General features: G+C 62.7%; 21 protein-coding genes. 5 read left to right on the forward strand and 16 right to left on the reverse strand.

Features of this window, described 5'->3' with window-relative positions:
- Window positions 1-161 precede the first annotated feature (161 nt).
- Window positions 162-1,184, reverse strand: a complete 1,023-nt coding sequence (locus tag ACQKPS_RS19190; RefSeq protein WP_254480147.1) for a zinc-dependent alcohol dehydrogenase family protein — start codon at window positions 1,182-1,184, stop codon at window positions 162-164.
- A 206-nt stretch (window positions 1,185-1,390) separates the two neighbouring features.
- Here ACQKPS_RS19190 and ACQKPS_RS19195 point away from each other — a divergent pair, with 206 nt between their 5' ends.
- From ACQKPS_RS19195 to ACQKPS_RS19205, 3 genes are all read left to right on the forward strand, one after another.
- A complete protein-coding gene (locus ACQKPS_RS19195) occupies window positions 1,391-2,305 on the forward strand; it encodes a LysR family transcriptional regulator (protein WP_427605354.1) in 915 nt (304 codons plus the stop codon).
- 81 nt (window positions 2,306-2,386) lie between these two features.
- Window positions 2,387-2,704 (forward strand): type II toxin-antitoxin system PrlF family antitoxin, encoded by a 318-nt coding sequence (locus tag ACQKPS_RS19200; RefSeq protein ID WP_427605355.1) that lies wholly within the window; start codon window positions 2,387-2,389, stop codon window positions 2,702-2,704.
- The gene (locus tag ACQKPS_RS19205; protein WP_427605356.1) at window positions 2,704-3,165 is read left to right on the forward strand and encodes a type II toxin-antitoxin system YhaV family toxin; all 462 of its coding nucleotides are present in this window, start codon (window positions 2,704-2,706) and stop codon (window positions 3,163-3,165) included. Before ACQKPS_RS19200 ends, ACQKPS_RS19205 begins: the two co-directional genes overlap by 1 nt.
- 140 nt (window positions 3,166-3,305) lie before the next feature.
- Here the strand turns inward: ACQKPS_RS19205 and ACQKPS_RS19210 are convergent, their stop codons facing one another.
- Window positions 3,306-4,193 (reverse strand): MerR family transcriptional regulator, encoded by an 888-nt coding sequence (locus ACQKPS_RS19210; RefSeq protein WP_427605357.1) that lies wholly within the window; start codon window positions 4,191-4,193, stop codon window positions 3,306-3,308.
- Between the two features lie 152 nt (window positions 4,194-4,345).
- On the opposite strand from ACQKPS_RS19210, the gene ACQKPS_RS19215 reads away from it, so the two are divergent.
- Window positions 4,346-4,792, forward strand: a complete 447-nt coding sequence (locus ACQKPS_RS19215) for a PAS domain S-box protein (RefSeq protein WP_254480150.1) — start codon at window positions 4,346-4,348, stop codon at window positions 4,790-4,792.
- A gap of 36 nt (window positions 4,793-4,828) precedes the next feature.
- Here the strand turns inward: ACQKPS_RS19215 and ACQKPS_RS19220 are convergent, their stop codons facing one another.
- The 14 genes from ACQKPS_RS19220 to ACQKPS_RS19285 all read right to left on the reverse strand — a co-directional run bounded on the left by ACQKPS_RS19220 (window position 4,829) and on the right by ACQKPS_RS19285 (window position 15,670).
- Window positions 4,829-6,355 (reverse strand): cryptochrome/photolyase family protein, encoded by a 1,527-nt coding sequence (locus ACQKPS_RS19220; RefSeq protein WP_427605358.1) that lies wholly within the window; start codon window positions 6,353-6,355, stop codon window positions 4,829-4,831.
- 8 nt (window positions 6,356-6,363) lie between these two features.
- A complete protein-coding gene (locus ACQKPS_RS19225; protein ID WP_313203002.1) occupies window positions 6,364-6,669 on the reverse strand; it encodes a DUF6482 family protein in 306 nt (101 codons plus the stop codon).
- Window positions 6,666-7,202, reverse strand: a complete 537-nt coding sequence (locus ACQKPS_RS19230) for a DUF3833 domain-containing protein (protein WP_427605359.1) — start codon at window positions 7,200-7,202, stop codon at window positions 6,666-6,668. The genes ACQKPS_RS19225 and ACQKPS_RS19230 overlap by 4 nt, the downstream gene beginning before the upstream one ends.
- A gap of 2 nt (window positions 7,203-7,204) precedes the next feature.
- Window positions 7,205-7,741: a chalcone isomerase family protein gene (locus ACQKPS_RS19235; RefSeq protein WP_313203004.1), complete on the reverse strand. Its 537-nt coding sequence runs from the start codon at window positions 7,739-7,741 to the stop codon at window positions 7,205-7,207.
- Window positions 7,742-7,845: 104 nt separating this feature from the next.
- Window positions 7,846-8,205 (reverse strand): cupin domain-containing protein, encoded by a 360-nt coding sequence (locus ACQKPS_RS19240; protein ID WP_254480155.1) that lies wholly within the window; start codon window positions 8,203-8,205, stop codon window positions 7,846-7,848.
- Window positions 8,202-8,795, reverse strand: a complete 594-nt coding sequence (locus tag ACQKPS_RS19245) for a GNAT family N-acetyltransferase (protein ID WP_283722873.1) — start codon at window positions 8,793-8,795, stop codon at window positions 8,202-8,204. Before ACQKPS_RS19245 ends, ACQKPS_RS19240 begins: the two co-directional genes overlap by 4 nt.
- A 151-nt stretch (window positions 8,796-8,946) precedes the next feature.
- Window positions 8,947-10,311 (reverse strand): sensor histidine kinase, encoded by a 1,365-nt coding sequence (locus ACQKPS_RS19250; RefSeq protein WP_427605360.1) that lies wholly within the window; start codon window positions 10,309-10,311, stop codon window positions 8,947-8,949.
- Window positions 10,308-10,970, reverse strand: coding sequence for a response regulator (locus ACQKPS_RS19255; protein ID WP_427605361.1), 663 nt, complete (start codon window positions 10,968-10,970; stop codon window positions 10,308-10,310). The genes ACQKPS_RS19250 and ACQKPS_RS19255 overlap by 4 nt, the downstream gene beginning before the upstream one ends.
- Window positions 10,971-10,972: 2 nt before the next feature.
- Window positions 10,973-11,614 (reverse strand): hypothetical protein, encoded by a 642-nt coding sequence (locus ACQKPS_RS19260; RefSeq protein WP_427605362.1) that lies wholly within the window; start codon window positions 11,612-11,614, stop codon window positions 10,973-10,975.
- Window positions 11,611-12,417 (reverse strand): SDR family oxidoreductase, encoded by an 807-nt coding sequence (locus ACQKPS_RS19265; RefSeq protein ID WP_427605363.1) that lies wholly within the window; start codon window positions 12,415-12,417, stop codon window positions 11,611-11,613. The genes ACQKPS_RS19260 and ACQKPS_RS19265 overlap by 4 nt, the downstream gene beginning before the upstream one ends.
- Window positions 12,404-13,084, reverse strand: a complete 681-nt coding sequence (locus tag ACQKPS_RS19270) for an iron-containing redox enzyme family protein (protein ID WP_283722878.1) — start codon at window positions 13,082-13,084, stop codon at window positions 12,404-12,406. The genes ACQKPS_RS19265 and ACQKPS_RS19270 overlap by 14 nt, the downstream gene beginning before the upstream one ends.
- An 8-nt stretch (window positions 13,085-13,092) precedes the next feature.
- A complete protein-coding gene (locus ACQKPS_RS19275) occupies window positions 13,093-14,556 on the reverse strand; it encodes an AMP-binding protein (protein WP_427605364.1) in 1,464 nt (487 codons plus the stop codon).
- Window positions 14,546-15,223 (reverse strand): thermostable hemolysin, encoded by a 678-nt coding sequence (locus tag ACQKPS_RS19280; RefSeq protein WP_427605365.1) that lies wholly within the window; start codon window positions 15,221-15,223, stop codon window positions 14,546-14,548. The genes ACQKPS_RS19275 and ACQKPS_RS19280 overlap by 11 nt, the downstream gene beginning before the upstream one ends.
- A 111-nt stretch (window positions 15,224-15,334) precedes the next feature.
- Entirely contained in the window at window positions 15,335-15,670 is a 336-nt protein-coding gene (locus ACQKPS_RS19285) for a hypothetical protein (RefSeq protein WP_427605366.1), read from the reverse strand.
- Between the two features lie 211 nt (window positions 15,671-15,881).
- Between ACQKPS_RS19285 and ACQKPS_RS19290 the strand changes: the two genes are divergently transcribed.
- A complete protein-coding gene (locus ACQKPS_RS19290; RefSeq protein WP_254480158.1) occupies window positions 15,882-17,084 on the forward strand; it encodes a zinc-dependent alcohol dehydrogenase in 1,203 nt (400 codons plus the stop codon).
- Window positions 17,085-17,086: the final 2 nt, after the last annotated feature.

Genomic DNA, 17,086 nt, shown 5'->3' on the forward strand with positions numbered 1-17,086 from the left:
CAAACACAACCCGCACAGCGCGGAAACACCCCTTGAAAAGGCTGCCATGTTGCTCAAGGCAACATCTATTTACAAAGCTCATGTCTGCGGCCCAGGAAATATAGCCAGCCATCATGCAAAAAACCGGGCATCAGCCCGGTTTTTCGTTACCAAACATGCGTTCAGGCCGTAGCCATGTCCAGCACGACCCGCCCACCACATGGGCACTCGTCCATGTACCGATGGGCCTCGACCACCTCGGCGAACGGATACACCTTGATGATCTGCGGCGTCAGCAGCTGATCGGCGGTGAACTGGTTGATATCGCGCAAGGCCCGTTGCAGCGCCACCTGATCCTGGCTGATGCCCAGTTCCGGCTTGCCGGTGAAGTTGCCGATACAGTGCACGTAAAACTGGATGTTCTTCTGGAACGCCGCGCAGGCCGGAAACGGAGTCTGGTTGCCCCCCTGCAGGCCATACAGCACCAGGCTGCCACGCGGCGCCAGCACATCGCCCAGCAGCGACATCTGCGGCCCGCCCATGCCATCGAGGACCATGTCCACGCCGCGCCCATCGGTGTACTTGCCAACCTGCATGAGCAGGTCCTGCTCCTCGGTGACGATCACCTTGTCGGCCCCCAGGCCGAGCAGGTAGTCCCGTTGCTCGGGCTCGCGGGTGGCGGCGAACACCTTGAGGCCGAGCGCCTTGCCCAGTTGCACGAAGGCCGGCCCGGCACAATGGCTGGCATCGGTGACCAGCGCAGTCTGCCCGGCCTTGGCGCGTGCCAGGTCGACGTAGGCGAAATAGGCAATCAGCAGCGGCGTGTAATGCACGCTGGCCTCGATCGGCGTAAGCAGGTCCGGATAGCGGGTAATGGCGGTGCGCGGCAGCACGATAACGTCACCATACACCGGGTGATCGTTGGCACTGGTGGCCGGGAAGCTGGCGACCCGGTCGCCTACTGCGATGTCATCGACGCCTTCGCCGACCGCCGTCACCACACCGGCCATCTCGTGGCCGATCCCCGCGGGCAGACGGGCTTGTGAGGGCGCCAGGTTCTGCCGCCAGAGCACGTCATACCAGCTCACGCCGATCGCCTCGACGCGGATCTGCACCTCGCCGACGGCAGGTGACGGTTCGGCCTGCTCCTCGCAACGGAGCACATCGGCAGCGCCGAACTTGTGGAAACGGATCATGCGGGACATCGCATACCTCGCCTGTGTGAATCTCGTATTACCACGGACTTTATCCGGGCTTTTGCAGTTAGGCCATCAGTGGCTATTAATAGTCGACATGCCTGTCATCGATTGGGCACCCGACTTTCCTGTGCATTGGCCCCCGGAAATCGGTGCAGGGTAACAGCCTTTGGCCTTAAGATTCACCCCTGCCCCACTTTAGGCGAAGCGCACCGATGAATCGAAACGACCTGCGTCGCGTAGACCTCAACCTGCTGATCGTGTTCGAAACCCTCATGCATGAGCGCAGCGTGACCCGCGCTGCCGAGAAGCTGTTCCTCGGCCAGCCGGCCATCAGCGCGGCCCTGTCGCGCCTGCGCAACCTGTTCGACGACCCGCTGTTCGTGCGTACCGGCCGCAGCATGGAGCCGTCGGCACGCGCCCATGAAATTTTTGCCCTGCTGTCACCGGCGCTGGATTCGATCTCCACCGCCGTCAGCCGCGCGGCCGAGTTCGACCCGGCCACCAGCAACGCGGTGTTCCGCATCGGCCTGTCGGACGACGCCGAATTCGCCTTGCTGCCGCAGTTGCTAAAGCGCATCCGCGCCGAAGCCCCCGGCATCGTCCTGGTGGTACGTCGGGTCAATTACCTGTTGATGCCGACCTTGCTGGCCTCGGGCGAAATCTCCGTGGGCGTCAGCTACACCAGCGAACTGCCGGCCAACGCCAAGCGCAAGGTCCTGCGGCGCAGCAAGCCCAAGCTCCTGCGTGCAGACAGCGTGCCGGGCAGCATCACCCTCGACGACTTCTGCGCGCGGCCGCATGCGCTGGTGTCGTTCGCAGGGGACTTGTCGGGCTTCATCGACGAGGCACTGGAGGAGATCGGTCGCAAGCGCCATGTGGTACTGGCCGTGCCTCAGTTCAATGGCCTCGGCAGTTTGCTGGCCGGGACCGATATCGTCGCCACGGTGCCGGACTATACAGCCGATGCCTTGACCTCGGCGGGTGGCTTGCGGGCCGAGGACCTGCCGCTGGACGTGCGCACGTTCGAACTGCACATGGCCTGGCGTGGGGCGCAGGATAACGACCCGGCGGAACGCTGGTTGAGGTCAAGAATCCAGATGTTCTTCGGGGATCCTGACAGTCTCTAGTTCTTCAATGCCGCTCCTGCCAAAATTGACCAAGTAAGGATTATTCCTTACTATTGATTCTGTACATCCGGGAGAACGCTCATGCCTGCCATCCACGAAATCGCCACATTGACCTCGAAGGGACAGATCACACTGCCCAAATCCGTTCGCCAGCTTCTGGGCATTGACACAGGTGGCAAGATCGCATTCGACGTACGTGGGGGCGAAATCGTGGTCAGCCGCGTAGAAACCACCCATGAAGACCCTGCCATCGGTGCGTTCCTGGGTTTGCTGGAGGCTGACATCCGAGGCGGCCGCAATATCACGACTCTGCCGGAGGACTTGGCGCAAACCATGCTCGCCAACGCAAACCACTCCGTAAACCTGGACGAAGATATCGATGGTGAGGTCGCGATCTGATGCTGCGACATGGCTGGACACTGTTATTCCATGAAGGTGTGACTCTACAGCTACGCAAATTGCAAGAAGCCGCCGCCCGGGCCGAGCAGAACGACCCGCAAGGTTTTGAGAGCAACGCCAACGTCAAGCTGTTCCGGGCATTGAGCCATCTGATCATGGAGGCTGTGCCTGCCGATCCGGGCCGTGATGAGTTCCGCCAAGGCAATACGCTGGGCACCGCCTACCGACATTGGCGGCGGGCAAAAATCGGCAGGCGCTTTCGGCTGTTCTTCCGCTATGACTCAAGATCCAAGGTCATCGTCTATGCATGGGTCAACGACGAAAATACCCTACGGTCTGCAGGCAGCAAATCCGATCCCTACGCGGTATTCGAGAAGATGCTGGGCCGCGGCAACCCTCCTGATGACTGGGATGCGCTGATTACTGCAACGCGTAGCGACTGGGATGAGCCCAAAGCATAAGCTGCGCGACTGGGTGAGGGACCGCACGTTTGACACCGGCCCTACCCTCGGTGCGTCCATTGAGTACGTGCTGTTATTTGCCCCGTTGAATCCTGAGCTGTTCTGGAAGACGAGGTGGTGTCCAGACGCAAGCCCATCGATCAAAGGTCAAGAGCACCCCGGTGCAAGGCGTTCAGCATGTGCGCGGCGTCAGCGCTAGCCTCGTCCAGCAGACCCAGGGGGATCTCACTCAAGGCGGGTTGAGTATCGGCAAGCCCCTCGCCGACCAAGGCCAGCGGGCATTCGATTTCCATCTGCAACGCGCGCAAGCGCCTGATCAAGGCCGGGCTCAGCGGGGCCTGGACTTTTATCACCAGTGCCGCAGGCCGCATCGCCGCACACACGATAGGGAGTTCTTCCAGCGGCTGCCCGCTACCGAGCACTTCGATACGCTGATGGGCACTGCTCAACAGCAGCCCGGCGCACAGCACCTTGAGCTCGGCTTGCCCCTCGGTAGCGGCCAGCAACACTCGCGGCGCATCGGCCTGGTTCATTTGCAGACGCAGCAGCAAGCGTGCGCGCAAGAACGTGTCGAGAAACAGCCATTGGCTGCGCTCGCCTGGCGCAGCCCCTGCAGCCAAATCGTGCCAAACCGGCATCAGCACGTGCCGCAGGACGGTGGCCGTGGGGAAAAGTGTGTACAACTGTCCATGTATGCCTTCAAGCGCCGTTGCATCGAAAGCCCTGGAGGCGCGCGCCACGCTGGCGCGCCATTGGTCAAAGGCCGAGAGCTGCTGGGCAGAGACCTCAGGCTGGCCTGCGAGCCTTTCGCCGACCTTGCTGATCGGCACGCCGTTGCCAGTCCAACGCAAGATGTCGCGTATGCGCTGGACATCCCGCGCCGTGTACAGGCGATGGCCGCCCTCGGTGCGCTGCGGACTGATCAAGCCATGGCGCCGCTCCCAGGCACGCAAGGTCACCGGGTTGATGCCGGTCAAGCTGACCACATCGCGCATCGGTAGCAGGTCGGGTGAAATGGCGTCAGTCATAACGAGGGGCATCCAGAGGAGGAAACATTCTAAACCCAAATGCGCCTTCTGCGCTGAGCCGCCTTGGTTCATCATGCAACACACGTCGCTGAAACCTTCTGCATAGAAGCTACGCTGCGCATATCGCATACGAAACGCCTGTAGGTGGCCCCATGATAAACGCGAAACTCCTGCAACTGATGGTTGAGCAGTCAAACGATGGCATCGTCGTCGCCGAGCAGGAAGGCGATGACAGCATCCTTATCTACGTCAACCCCGCTTTCGAGCAGCTCACCGGGTACTACGCGGAAGACATCCTCTATCAGGACTGCCGCTTTCTTCAGGGCGAGGATCATGACCAGGAGAGCCTTGCAGCCATCCGCAAGGCGATCCGCGAAGGCAAGCCCTGCCGTCAGGTGCTGCGCAACTACCGCAAGGACGGAAGCCTGTTCTGGAACGAATTATCGATTACGCCCGTGCGCAACGAGGCGGACCAGCTGACGTACTACATCGGCATTCAGCGCGACGTCACTGCACAGATTTTCGCTGAGGAAAAGGTACGCGAGCTGGAAGCTGAAGTGGCGGAATTGCGCTGGCAACTTGGGCAGGCTGAGCGCTGACTGGACATCCATACCCGCTCAGGGTAACCCGCTTTTTCATATGGGTTGCGCGGCATCGAGCCGGGCCAACAGTACCTGGCCACGCTGCCACACCGCATCGCGACGGCCGGCCGACATTTGATCGAGGCTACGATAGACCAGCGCCAGCCTCGGATTGGCCGAGAGCACAGGCCGGTGACGGATTAGAAAATGCCAGTAAAGGGCATTGAATGGGCAGGCATCTTGCTCGATCACCTGATCGACCCTGTAGCTGCACGCCTTGCAGTGATCGGACATGCGCTGGATGTAACGACCACTGGCGCAGTAGGGCTTGGACCCCAGGTAGCCGCCATCGGCATGCATTACCATGCCGAGCGTGTTGGGCAACTCCACCCAGTCGAAGGCATCCATGTAAACCGCCAGGTACCATTCACAAATCGCGCTAGGCACGATACCGGCCAGCAAAGCGAAGTTGCCAGTCACCATCAGCCGCTGGATATGGTGAGCGTACCCCAATCGCAGGGTCTGCCCGATAGCTTGCTCCATGCAACGCATGCGGGTGCGCCCGGTCCAGTAGAATGCCGGCAGCGCACGCTCGTTGCCCAGGTGATTGAGCCCGGCATATTCCGGCATGCGCAGCCAGTAGATGCCCCGCACATACTCGCGCCAGCCGATCAACTGGCGGATGAAACCTTCGGCTGCATTGAGCGGCACCAGCCCCTCGCGCCAGGCTTTATCAACCTCTTGGCACAGGCAACGCAGATCCAGCAGGCCGATGTTGAGCGCCGCACTGATGCGCGCATGGAACAGGAAGGGTTCGCCTTCGGCCATGGCGTCCTGGTAGTCACCGAAGGCCGCCAGCCCGAAGCCCAGAAAATGTTCCCAGAGCTGACGTGCCTCGGCATGGGTCACCGGGTAGTCGAAGCCGTCGATGGCTCCATAGTGGTCGCTGAAGCGCTGGCGTACCAGGGCGACCACCGCTGCCGTGATCCCGTCCTGCGCGAAATGCGCAGCGAACGGCCCGCGCAGCTGGCGCGGTAACGGCTTGCGGTTGTCGCCATCAAAAGTCCAGGCCCCACCTGCCGGGCTGCCATCGGCCTCCATCAGCAGGCCGGTCCGCTTGCGCATGCCACGGTAAAAGTGCTCCATACGCAGTTGGCGACGCGCGTCTGCCCAGCGTGCGAAGGCTTCGCGGGAGCATAGAAAACGCGTATCCCGATGCCACACAAGGGGCAAGCCGGCATCGCGCAAAGCCTGCTCCAGGCGCCACTCCCCGCATTCGGTCAGGTGAATGTGGGTGGCGCCCAAGGCGTGTTGCCAGCGCCGCAACTCGCCAACGATGCTACCGCTGTTGCCGTCAGCATCGAGCTCGACATAATGCACTTGCCAACCCCGCTCCCGCAGGGCCTGGGCAAAGTGCCGCATGGCACTGAAGATCAGCACGATCTTCATCGGATGGTGCGGCACGTACCGGGCCTCACCCTCGACTTCCGCCATCAGGATCGCATCACGGGCAGGGTCAAGCGTGGCCAGGCTTGCCAGGTCGAACGACAGCTGGTCACCCAGCACCAGGCCCAGGCGCATCGTTCAGGCTACCACTGGCTGGCGAGCGATATCGGCAGCCGCAGCGGCGCAATCGGGCCGTCACGTTGCCCGCACATCTCATCATGCACCACCTGCTGTACCAGCATGCACGGCACGGGGGGCAGGCCGTCGAGCAAATGCCTCAGTTCAGTAGTGGAGCGCACCCGAACGGGCTGCCCGAGGGCATCGCTCAAGGTCACGGGGCCTACGTCAGTCAAGGCGCGCAGGAGGTAGAAGCCCCCTTCCAGCGACAGCAGTTCAAGTTCCTTTGCCTCGCCGGTCGAAACCAGCTGAGTGAGCGCGGTCAAGTTCATGGTGTGCCCTCCGGCAGACGGCGAAAGAACAGGGTGATCTGCCCTATTTCCACGCCCAGTTTGCTCATGCTCGAGCGGTTGATCAGGGTGTCGTCATCCATGAGGTACATCCAGTCGTCCAGGTCTACTTGCCAGTGGTTTCCGTCAACTGGCAGGTCCAGCTGGTAACGCCAGCGCAGCGCGTTGCCCGCCACTTCGCCTCGCGCCTCACCGATCACGTCACCCGCCGTTCCGCGCCAGCGGCCGGGGCCGTCAGGCACCAGCGTCCAGGTACGTTGCTGGCGTGTGCCATCGCTGTAGAGAAACCGCTCGTCGAGAATCAGCCGCTCACCTTCGCGGTGACTGTCGATGCGCACATGGAAGCGCTTGACCACCTCCCCGGAACGCTTCTGGAACATCCCCCAGGCCTGCACCGGTCGCGAGAAGAACGCAGCCAGGTCCAGTTTGGGTTGCTGCTGGGCATACTGCTCGACACCGACATTGCCACAGCTGCCCAGAAGCACACAGAAAGCCAGCAACAGTGCCTTGTACATGTTCATGGTCCTCGGTCGCTGCCAGCCAGCCCAAGCAGGCGCTGGCGCAGTTGGGTATCCCTGGCGCGGGGGTCGAGCCAGATGGCGAAGAACTGGCGGGCAAAGACCGGGTCGGCAATTTCGCGGCTGAGCTTGCCGTCGACGTAGAAGCGACAGCCCTGCCCCGGCAGGTACAGGCCGGTAATGCGCGTACCGGCATGCACGTCGACGAATGCCTGCTCGATTGCATCGGTCCATGCGGCACGTTGCTGCGGCGTCATGCCGCCGGTGTCGAGGCGGCGCATTTCCTCGAGACTGGCCTGCACCAAGGTGTCCCTGGACAGCGAGCGGTGGTAGAGCAGCTCAAGGGCGAAAGGCTGGTTCCAGTCATGGACAGGCCCTGCTGCCCACAATTGAGCCGTGTAAAGACGCAGGCCAAACCAGGTGAACTCACCGGCACCCAGCCGTTGCGCAGCTGGCAATTCCGCCCGCCAGTCCGCCGCCGCTGGCAGGGCAACCAGTAGCAGGCAAAGCACGGCCCAACGAGCAGGGTGCGCCATACTGACCTCGCACACGTCGAAATACTGTACAACACTAGTGCAATGTACAGATATTTTACAGGTCTTGTACAGCTTTTGACATCGAAGGAATTATTTGAACGGTCCTAGTTCGTGGGCACGAGGATCACGAAGTTCTTTTTCATGTCTTCCAGCACGGTCCATTTTCCCTTGGCGCCCGGTTCGATGATGAACGTGTCGCCAGCGGCCAGTGTGACGGGGGCGCAACCCTCTAGCTCGATGACACAGCAGCCACTGAGCACATGGCAAAACTCCCAGACCTGGTAGTCGATGCGCCACGCTCCGGTAGTGGCCTCCCATTCGCCGGAAATGCGACCTTGCTGTTCATCGTGATAGTACTTGGACGTCAGCGTATGGGGGCTGCCTTCCACGACCTCTGCAAAGAAAGGAAGGTCGCGTACCGGTTGGACATCCAGTTCGCGGAACACGGTGAGTTTCTGGTTCATGATTTTTTCTCGAGCACGTGGTGGTTAGGGCGATACATCAGATAGGCGTCACCAGTGACCCCCAGCATGGGGTGCGCAACGATCTGGCAGGTTTTCACAATCTGAAAACCGTGACGCTCGTAGAAGCGGCGTGCACCGTGGTTTTCGGCATAATCGATCAGGCACAGCCCATTCAGGCCAGCGTCCTCGGCGCGCTGCTGGGCATGGCGAAGAAACTGGGCGCCCAGCCCCTGGCTGCGCCACCCCTCATCCAGGGCCAGGCTGGATATGTACAAGGTGTCGGGTATTTCCATGTCGGAATAAGGCGCGAGGACCGGGTCTGTCTCGACAGGCCGGTCAGGCGTCTCGTGCAAGGCATAGCTGTGCATCATGCCGATCACGCGCCCTTCGAACGTGGCCATCAGGCAGTTCTTATAGGAGAAGTCGCCCTGCTCCCTGGCGTAGCGAGACGCACCGACGCTGAGCAATGCTTCTCCGGGTGCGGCAAGCTTGCTCCATATGTAATCGGCCATGCCCTCCGATGTCAGTTGAAAGAAGCGCGCAATATCGTGCGCGTCCGAGGCTTGGGCAGGCCTGAAGTCGATAGGCATTACAGTGCTTCCATGGGATCGGGTGGCTGATTTGAAGGATTGCGCCTTTGACAGGCAGGCAGGGTAGCCAGGTTGAACGGTCCCCATCATGCTCGGGGCGAACACTGTCAGCACAGCATGCGACGCCGGGGCTCAGTTGACTGAGGCGGCCTCAGGCCAGCGGCAGCGACATGGTGGCAGCCAAGCCGCCACTGACACGGTTTTCGAGATGCACGTGGCCGCCGAGCCGGTCGATGATGGTGGTCACGATGGACAATCCAAGGCCAGCCCCATTGGGGCTGTTACGGCTGTAGAAACGCTCGAAGACGCGCGACAACTCCGCCTCGGCGATACCCGGCCCCTCATCCTCGACGATCACTTCGAAACGACTGTCCAGACGCCTGAGCAGCACCGTGATGCGCCCACCGGGGGGTGAGTGTTCCACCGCGTTGGAAACCAGGTTCTGCAGGGCGATCGACAGCGCACCGGCATCGATGGCCAGATGATGATCCCCTTCGCCAATATCCAGCGAAGGCTCCAGGCCACGGTCCAGTATCCAGGGGGTCAGCTCGGCCATGGTATCGGTCACCACCTCGGCAAGGTCGACCTGAGCGGTAGCGCGTTGCCCCAGGCGAGGCTCGACACGGGCCAGGGTCAGCAGTTGATTGACCACCCGGGTCAAGCGGTCGACCCCGCCGATGACAAACCCCAAGGCCTTGTGGCGCTCCGCCTCCTGACTGGCCTCGAGCGCGTTCTGCGCGTGCAGGCGCAGTACCGCCAGCGGTGTACGCATCTCATGGGCGGCATCGGCAATGAAGCGATGCTCACGCCGCAGCAAGTCCTCGATCTGCGCCAACAGGCGGTTGATGGCCGCCTGCATGGGCTCAAGCTCCAATGGCAGAGGTACCAGTTGCAGCGGTTCCAGCGAATTGGCGTGCCGCCCACGGATGACATTGGCCATGTTCTGCAACGGCCGCAGCCCCCAGCCAATGGCGGCCCAGACCAACAGCGCCAGGGCCAGGCTACCAACCAGGAACGGGAACACGGTGTGGCGGACGATCCGGTCGATCAGGTCGTAACGCACATCATCACGCTCGCCGACCCAGATCAACCAGTCCTTTTCCGGTACCGGCAAGACGAAACCGCGCCATTGCTCGTCGCCACTGGCAAAGTCGTAGAAACCCGGCGCGCTCGGCAACGGGTCAAGCCGGGGGGCACTCGGCGTATGCACCAGCAGCACACCACCCTCCCCCCAGACTTGAAATGCCAGCTTGCTTTCGTAAGGGTGGCCGACCCCTCTGCGGCCGGCTTGCCCCAACGCTTCGTTGAAAGCGCGGTACATGGCGTCACGCGAGTTGCCCTGCACCGGCATGCTCATGACCCCCTGAAGCAGGCGCGCGTTCTGGGCGAGGTGCGCGTCATACACTTCGTTAATTTCATGGCGGCTGTCGTGGTAGTTGTAGAGCACCAGCAGGCCCGTGCCGACCAACAACAGGAACATGACCCGCCAGAGTGTGCGTTGACGCAGCGAACTCATGCCTTGCCCTCGACCAGATAGCCAATACCGCGGACCGTGCGGATCAGGCCATTGAAGAGTTTCTTGCGCAGGTGGTAGATGTTCACTTCCAGCGTATTGCTCTCGGGCTCCTCATCCCAACCGTACAGCAGCTGGGTCAGGCGTTCGCGGGTGAAGACCTTGCCGGGTTGGGCCAGCAACTCATGCAGCAGTCGATACTCCTTGGGGGTCAGGATGACTTCCACACCTTTGTAGTGCACTTGCTGCGTGGCAGGGTCGAGGCTCACACCGGCATGTTCGATCAGCACCGTCGCACGCCCGGCGCTTCGCCGCAGCAAGGCACGCAACCGGGCCTTCAGCTCGTTGAGGTCGAAAGGCTTCACCAGGTAATCATCGGCGCCTGCATCCAGCCCGGTGATACGATCATCGAGGCTGTCCCGTGCGGTGAGGATCAGCACCGGCAGGCTGTTACCCGCTGCCCTCACGCGACGCAGCAGTTCGATACCATCGAGGCGGGGCAAGCCGAGATCCAGGACCACCAGGTCGAACCCCTCATGCTGCAACGCATGCAAGCCACTCAGGCCATCACGCAGCCAGTCGAGCGTGTAGCCCGCCTGGCGCAAGCCGTCGCAAATGCCCTCACCCAGCGCGGTATCGTCCTCAAGCAGCAGCAGCCGCATGTTCAGTCCTGTTTGTCCTTGATGGCCTTGAGTAAAGCATCGATATCGCCACGCCGGCCCTGGTCGGCCAGCTCGCGCCCTGGCCGGGGCGGCGCCTGCAAAGCCTTCTGCAAGGCAGCGGTGGCTTCAGGGTAGCGCTTTTGCCGATAAAGATGATCGCCCCAGAAGTAGTTGCTGTCGATCCCGTTGGGATTGACCTGCAGTGCCTTGCGCAGCAGCTTGTCGGCCATTTCACTGTCGCCAAAACCGATCGGCCAGCCCGGGACCTGGTCGTAGAGCGTGCCCAGACTGGTATAGGCCGAGCCCTGCAGGGCGTTGGGGTCGAGTTTGATGGCCTGTTCCAGGCTGGCCTTGGCCGCCTTGACCTTGCCCAGCGCGCCCAGGCCACCGACGGCGCCCGCCCAACAGCTGTGGATGATGCCTTCCCAGATCAGAGGCTCAGGCGCACCGGGGTATTGATGCACGAACGCCGTGGCATCAGCAGCCAGCTTTTCGAATGCATCGGCACGTTTTTCTTTGGGTAACTGGTACTGGATCTGTGCCCAGCGTTGCTGCAAATCACTCAGGTGCTGCGTGCCTGCAGTGTCCAGTGCCCAGCTGAAGGGGGCGAATGCCAGCAAGCTGGCGATGAGCAGACGCTTCATTTGCTCGACTCCTTGGTATGGCTACCGATATAGCGGCGAATGACAGGCAATTGCTTGCGCAGCGCACGGTCGACCATCCCCGGCAGCATGCCGTTGATGCGCACGAACAGCTTTTCTGGCCAGCCCAGGTACAGTTCGCTGCGCTCGGACTGCACCGCCTCGAGCACGGCACGGGCGACATCGGCGGGGTCGTCCATGCCGACTTTCAGCGCCTGGTTGAGCGCTGTCGCGGCACTGCTGTTCATGGCTGTGCGGGTCGCCCGCGGCGCGGCATACAACACGTTCACCGGGGTGTCGGCCAACTCCCGCCGCAGCGCTTCGGAGAACCCTCGCAAGGCAAATTTGCTCGCGCAGTAGCTCGCGTAGCCGGGGTAGCCGATCGAGCCATAGGTGGACCCGACATTGACCACCAGCGCCTTGGGTTGCTCGCGCAGCAGCGGCAGGCACGCCCGGGTCAGCTGCAGAGGCGCCTTGAGGTTGATGTCGAGCAATTCGTCCAATGCGTGTTCGTCCAACTGGTCAAGCAAGGCGAACCGGTTCACACCGGCGGCGTTGATCAGCACATTGACCCCGCCCATCTCCCGGGCCCGGCTGACGACTTGCTCGCGCCCGTGCGCGGTTCGCAGGTCGGCGGTCTGCCAGCGCAGGCGATCCGGGTAGCGGTTCATCAGGCCCGCCAGCTTGCCCAGGTGCCGGCTCACCGCGAGCACCCTGGCCCCGGCCGCGCACAGCTGCTCGGCCAGCTCCAGGCCAATGCCGCCGCTGGCACCAGTCAATACCACCACTGACTCAGGCAAGCGCATGCTGCACCTCGGCCTGGCTCGCACGCGGCAAGCCTTCGAACATCTCGGTGTACAACCGGTACACCACCTTGGCGGCGTGGATCACCGCCTGATGGTCATCGACCTCGTCCAGGCGGTCCATCAGCCGCTTGTAGGTGACCATGTGGTCCTGGTCCAGCGCGCCGTGGGAGCTGAGATAGCTGAACGCATTGTCCGGCAGCCGCAGGCTGCTCTGGATGGCACCTGCAGCATGGGTGGCCAGGGCGATGCTGGTGCCCTCGAGGACGTTGACCATGCCGAACAGCCCCACCGGGTTGCCCCGCGCAATCAGGTCGTACAGGTAGGCGACCATCAGCTCGATCGGCATTGCCGGCCGGCCGTCGCGCACTGCCTCCCAGTCAGCACCGCAGGCATTGATATCGTTGAGGATCCACTGCTCGTGGCCGTATTCCTCCTCGATGTATTCGCAGACGGCGCCGCGCAACCATTCCAGGCGCGAGGGCAAGCGCGCGCCGCAGGCCATCATCAGCGGCACGGTGTGGCGCACGTGGTAGTAGGCCTGGGTCAGGAACGCGATATAGCCGTCGCGGCTGACCTGGCCGGCCAGCGCCTCACGGATCACCGGCACCGCGAACAGGGCCTGACGTTCATGGCTGGTTTGCAACTGAAGGGTGTCGAAAAATGACATGACGGACCTCACAACTGGATGTCGGACAACAGGGTGTGATAACGCTGCAGGATCGCCTCGCGTCGTGGGCGGCCATTGGCGGTCAGGGTGTTCTCGGCGGCCGTCAACGGCCCTGGCAGGCGCCGCCAGGCATGCACCCTGGCGTAGTCGGGCAAGGTTGCATTGCTGCGCTGCACGTCCTGCTCGATGGCCTCGTCGCTGGCACAAGGGTCAAGCGGCCAGAGCAGCGCCAGGTTGCGCGGCAGGCCTTCACCGTGCACGAACGCCTGGGCGATCACGCCGCTCTGGGTCAGCTCGGCTTCCACCCATTCAGGGTTGACGTTGCGCCCGAAGCTGGTGATGAACTGGTGTTTCTTGCGCCCATCGAGGTACAGATACCCATCGTCATCGAAGTAACCCAGGTCGCCCGTGGCCCACCAGGCCGACGAAGCGGGTGCTTCCCCCAGGTAGCCAAGCAGCACCGAGCCGCTGACCAGCACCTCGCCATCCTCGGCGATTCGCACCTGAACGTGGGGCAGTGGCCGGCCCACGCTGCCCCGACGCATCGCGCCCGGACGGTTGAGCGCCACCACCGAGGCACACTCCGACAACCCATAGCCTTCGAAGACCGGCAAGCCGATGGCCTCGGCCCGCGCCAGCAGGCCAGGCGATACCCGCGCCCCGCCGACCGCGACGAAGCGCAGAGGGCCCACCTTCATCAGGCCGCGTTCGATCGCCGTGACCAGGCCCATCAACAGCTGCGGCACCAGGATCAGGCTCTGCGCGCCGCTCAAGGCGATGGCCCCGAGCAGGCGCTTGAAGTCGACCTGGCTGGCGCCGCCCATGCCCAGTTGCGCCTGGGGGTAGAGCAGCACCCTGGCCCCGGCCATGAGTGCGGCGTAGACGCCCAGGTTTTCCAGCAGTACGCCCAGCGGCAACACCGCCAGGTAGCGCTGCGGCTCGGTGGGTCGGCTGGCCAGCTCCAGTTCGTGCGCGACACGCAGCATGGCATCGGCGCCCAGGCAAACGCCTTTGGGCGTGCCCGTGCTGCCGGAGGTATAGGTGACCTTGGCGGTGCCGACAGGAAGCTCGGCCGGCGCTGCCAGCTCGCGACTCCAGAATGCCTCCTGCTGGACGAAGCCCAGCTGGCTGAACAGCCCCTCCCAGGCCGGCTGGCAGAGCACCAGGCTTGCGCCGCACTGTTCGATGCAGTGCTGCACCTGCGCCCTGCTGAAGAAGGTTGGCACGATCACGCAGATCCGCTCCGAGACCAGCGCCGCCAGGTCCCAGAACAGCAATTCAGGGCCGTTATCCAGCGCCAGCGCCAACACGCCTGGGGGGTGCGCGCTCAAAGCCTTGGCGCGCAGCCAGACTTCGGCGAGCACCTGCCTGTAGGTGAACCGCTCGGTGTCTCCCTCCACCGCCAGGGCATCGCCGTGCTCACGGCCGAGGTCAAGCAGCAATTGCCTGAAGCGTTCCAGTTCATGCGGCATGGCCGGTCTCCTCATTGAGCACGGGCAGCCCCAGGCGCCGGAACACACCGGCCGACTCCAGGCGCTCGAAGCCATGGCGGATGTTGCCGACGAACACCTGCGGATGCTGGTCGTAATAGTGCCCCCATTGCTGCGCCGCCTCGTCCAGGCGCGCGGGGTCGGCCTGCGCCACCACCGTTGGCACCAGCCCCAGGCGCTGGAAACTGTTGATCAGGGTCGATGCGCCGGTGAATGCCACCCACTGCAGCCCGCGGGTGGCGAGCAGCCAGGTCACGGTGGTGATCATGATCCGGGCGCTGCCGGCGCTGAGCGAGGCCAGGTTGCCGACCTCGACCATGCACTCGCGCCCCAGCGTCACGCCCGCCACCCTGGAGATCGCGTTTTCCAGGGGCTCATCCAGGTAGCCTTCGAGAAACAGCGGCCCGCTGCTGGCCGGGCGCATCCCCGCCGCCGCCATCAGCCGCCCCTGGCTGTCGCGAAGGGCCAGTAGCTCTGGCAGGTAATGGTGGACATCGGCCTGGTGAACGTTTGCGAAACACTGATGAATGAAATGCTCCAGCTCGCCACGCCCCTGCTCGCCCTGCAGATGCAGGGACAAATGGCCATGGTGCTCAGCGTGGGTGCCGATGGGTAATGGGAGCAGGCTGCTCCATAGGGCTTGAGTCATGAAACGCCCCCCGAATGGGTTGGTCAGGGGGAGTATCCGTGGCGAATCTGAAGGGAATCTGAAGCGCACTGAAAAAAGCAGCTCGCCTGAACCTCCGTATCAACCAGCCTTTCAGCCCTCTCTATCGACCTGCAGAATTGAGGCACTTTCTCTTTCATCGGTTTGTTCTTCTCGGCTGAGAACAATCCGTTCGCCAGGGACGCAGTGATAGTCCGCGCCGGCTATGGCTTTTAGAAACGCACGGTCGGCGAGCCGCCGCAGGTCCCGCCACTCGCGCCATTCGATCAATCCCAAGCGGTCCATCTCGTCGGCCTGGCGTAACAGCGCTTCGTGGTAGGTACTTGGGCAATGACGCCTGCGTTCGAGGTCGTCAAACAGCAGGAACCAACGGTTCACCGCAGCCAGTCGGCGCTGTTCTTGAGTGATCTGCTGCGTCATCGCGTTCATCTGGCAGGCCTCGGATCTTTGTCAGTCGAGCACAGCGCCTGCGCAAGGTTCACCTGGGACGCGTAGAAGGTGCTCGTCTGCGCCTCATTCCAGGGTTCTCTTCGGTGCAGCGGCGCGCAGGATCACCACTGAACAACTTGGTCTGAACTTTGACCGCCCACCAGGCTTCCCCTGCATACCCCCATGATTTTCTGATGCAGGAGCGAAGCGCATGAGAGCACTGACTTACCACGGCGCCAACGATGTCAGGGTCGATACCGTCCCTGACCCCATCATCACCGAAGCGGACGACATCATCCTGAGGGTGACTGCCACCGCCATCTGCGGATCCGACCTTCACCTCTATCACGGCAAGATCCCGGCCACGGAGCACGGCGACATCTTCGGCCACGAGTTCATGGGCATCGTCGAAGACGTCGGCAAAGGCGTGACCAACCTGCAGGTCGGCGACCGCGTCGTGATCCCGTTCGTCATCGCGTGTGGCAGCTGCTTCTTCTGCCAGCACGATCTGTTTGCCGCCTGCGAAACCACCAACACCGGGCGCGGAGCGATCCTCAACAAGAAGGGGATTCCACCCGGCGCAGCACTGTTTGGCTACAGCCACCTGTACGGCGGCGTGCCGGGAGGCCAAGCCGATTATGTCAGGGTGCCGAAGGGCAACGTCGGGCCTTTCAAGGTGCCGACGAGCCTCGCTGATGACAAGGTGCTGTTCCTCTCCGACATCCTGCCCACCGCCTGGCAGGCTGTCATCAATGCCCAGATCGGCCAAGGATCATCGGTGGCGATCTATGGCGCGGGGCCGGTGGGGCTGCTGAGTGCCGCCTGCGCACGGATGCTGGGCGCTCACACCATTTTCATGGTGGATGACAACGACTACCGGCTGGCCTATGCCCAGGATGCCTACGGCGTCATCCCGATCAATTTCGAAAAGGACGACGACCCAGCCGACAGCATCATCCGCCAGACACCCGGTATGCGCGGCGTCGACGCGGTCATCGATGCCGTCGGGTTCGAAGCCAAGGGCAGCACCACGGAAACCGTCATGACCGCCCTGAAGCTGGAGGGCAGCAGCGGCAAGGCGCTGCGCCAGAGCATTGCCGCGGTGCGGCGAGGCGGCGTGGTCAGCGTGCCAGGTGTCTATGCCGGGTTCATCCACGGCTTCTTGTTCGGCGATGCCTTTGACAAGGGCCTGACCTTCAAGATGGGGCAGACCCATGTTCAAAAGTACCTTCCCGAGCTGCTCGAGCATATCGAAGCAGGACGGCTGCAGCCGGAATTGATCGTGACCCATCGCCTCGCGCTGGAAGAGGCAGCGCTGGGCTACAAGATGTTCGATCAGAAGGAGGATGACTGCCGCAAGGTGATCCTTGTGCCAGGGGCGGCATCCGGGACCCTCGGCCCCGACCACGTTTAACC

This window comes from Pseudomonas sp. NPDC086566, assembly GCF_050280885.1.
GTDB classification, from domain to species: domain Bacteria; phylum Pseudomonadota; class Gammaproteobacteria; order Pseudomonadales; family Pseudomonadaceae; genus Aquipseudomonas; species Aquipseudomonas vlassakiae.

Excerpts from the sequence above, each read along its gene's own strand:
- ACQKPS_RS19280 (WP_427605365.1), bottom strand. The coding sequence starts at position 15,223 with ATGACTCAAGCCCTATGGAGCAGCCTGCTCCCATTACCCATCGGCACC.
- ACQKPS_RS19195 (WP_427605354.1), top strand. The coding sequence starts at position 1,391 with ATGAATCGAAACGACCTGCGTCGCGTAGACCTCAACCTGCTGATCGTG.
- ACQKPS_RS19290 (WP_254480158.1), top strand. The coding sequence starts at position 15,882 with ATGAGAGCACTGACTTACCACGGCGCCAACGATGTCAGGGTCGATACC.
- ACQKPS_RS19215 (WP_254480150.1), top strand. The coding sequence starts at position 4,346 with ATGATAAACGCGAAACTCCTGCAACTGATGGTTGAGCAGTCAAACGAT.
- ACQKPS_RS19200 (WP_427605355.1), top strand. The coding sequence starts at position 2,387 with ATGCCTGCCATCCACGAAATCGCCACATTGACCTCGAAGGGACAGATC.
- ACQKPS_RS19240 (WP_254480155.1), bottom strand. The coding sequence starts at position 8,205 with ATGAACCAGAAACTCACCGTGTTCCGCGAACTGGATGTCCAACCGGTA.
- ACQKPS_RS19210 (WP_427605357.1), bottom strand. The coding sequence starts at position 4,193 with ATGACTGACGCCATTTCACCCGACCTGCTACCGATGCGCGATGTGGTC.
- ACQKPS_RS19235 (WP_313203004.1), bottom strand. The coding sequence starts at position 7,741 with ATGGCGCACCCTGCTCGTTGGGCCGTGCTTTGCCTGCTACTGGTTGCC.
- ACQKPS_RS19260 (WP_427605362.1), bottom strand. The coding sequence starts at position 11,614 with ATGAAGCGTCTGCTCATCGCCAGCTTGCTGGCATTCGCCCCCTTCAGC.
- ACQKPS_RS19265 (WP_427605363.1), bottom strand. The coding sequence starts at position 12,417 with ATGCGCTTGCCTGAGTCAGTGGTGGTATTGACTGGTGCCAGCGGCGGC.
- ACQKPS_RS19285 (WP_427605366.1), bottom strand. The coding sequence starts at position 15,670 with ATGAACGCGATGACGCAGCAGATCACTCAAGAACAGCGCCGACTGGCT.
- ACQKPS_RS19270 (WP_283722878.1), bottom strand. The coding sequence starts at position 13,084 with ATGTCATTTTTCGACACCCTTCAGTTGCAAACCAGCCATGAACGTCAG.
- ACQKPS_RS19190 (WP_254480147.1), bottom strand. The coding sequence starts at position 1,184 with ATGTCCCGCATGATCCGTTTCCACAAGTTCGGCGCTGCCGATGTGCTC.
- ACQKPS_RS19250 (WP_427605360.1), bottom strand. The coding sequence starts at position 10,311 with ATGAGTTCGCTGCGTCAACGCACACTCTGGCGGGTCATGTTCCTGTTG.
- ACQKPS_RS19225 (WP_313203002.1), bottom strand. The coding sequence starts at position 6,669 with ATGAACTTGACCGCGCTCACTCAGCTGGTTTCGACCGGCGAGGCAAAG.
- ACQKPS_RS19205 (WP_427605356.1), top strand. The coding sequence starts at position 2,704 with ATGCTGCGACATGGCTGGACACTGTTATTCCATGAAGGTGTGACTCTA.
- ACQKPS_RS19230 (WP_427605359.1), bottom strand. The coding sequence starts at position 7,202 with ATGTACAAGGCACTGTTGCTGGCTTTCTGTGTGCTTCTGGGCAGCTGT.
- ACQKPS_RS19255 (WP_427605361.1), bottom strand. The coding sequence starts at position 10,970 with ATGCGGCTGCTGCTGCTTGAGGACGATACCGCGCTGGGTGAGGGCATT.
- ACQKPS_RS19220 (WP_427605358.1), bottom strand. The coding sequence starts at position 6,355 with ATGCGCCTGGGCCTGGTGCTGGGTGACCAGCTGTCGTTCGACCTGGCA.
- ACQKPS_RS19245 (WP_283722873.1), bottom strand. The coding sequence starts at position 8,795 with ATGCCTATCGACTTCAGGCCTGCCCAAGCCTCGGACGCGCACGATATT.
- ACQKPS_RS19275 (WP_427605364.1), bottom strand. The coding sequence starts at position 14,556 with ATGCCGCATGAACTGGAACGCTTCAGGCAATTGCTGCTTGACCTCGGC.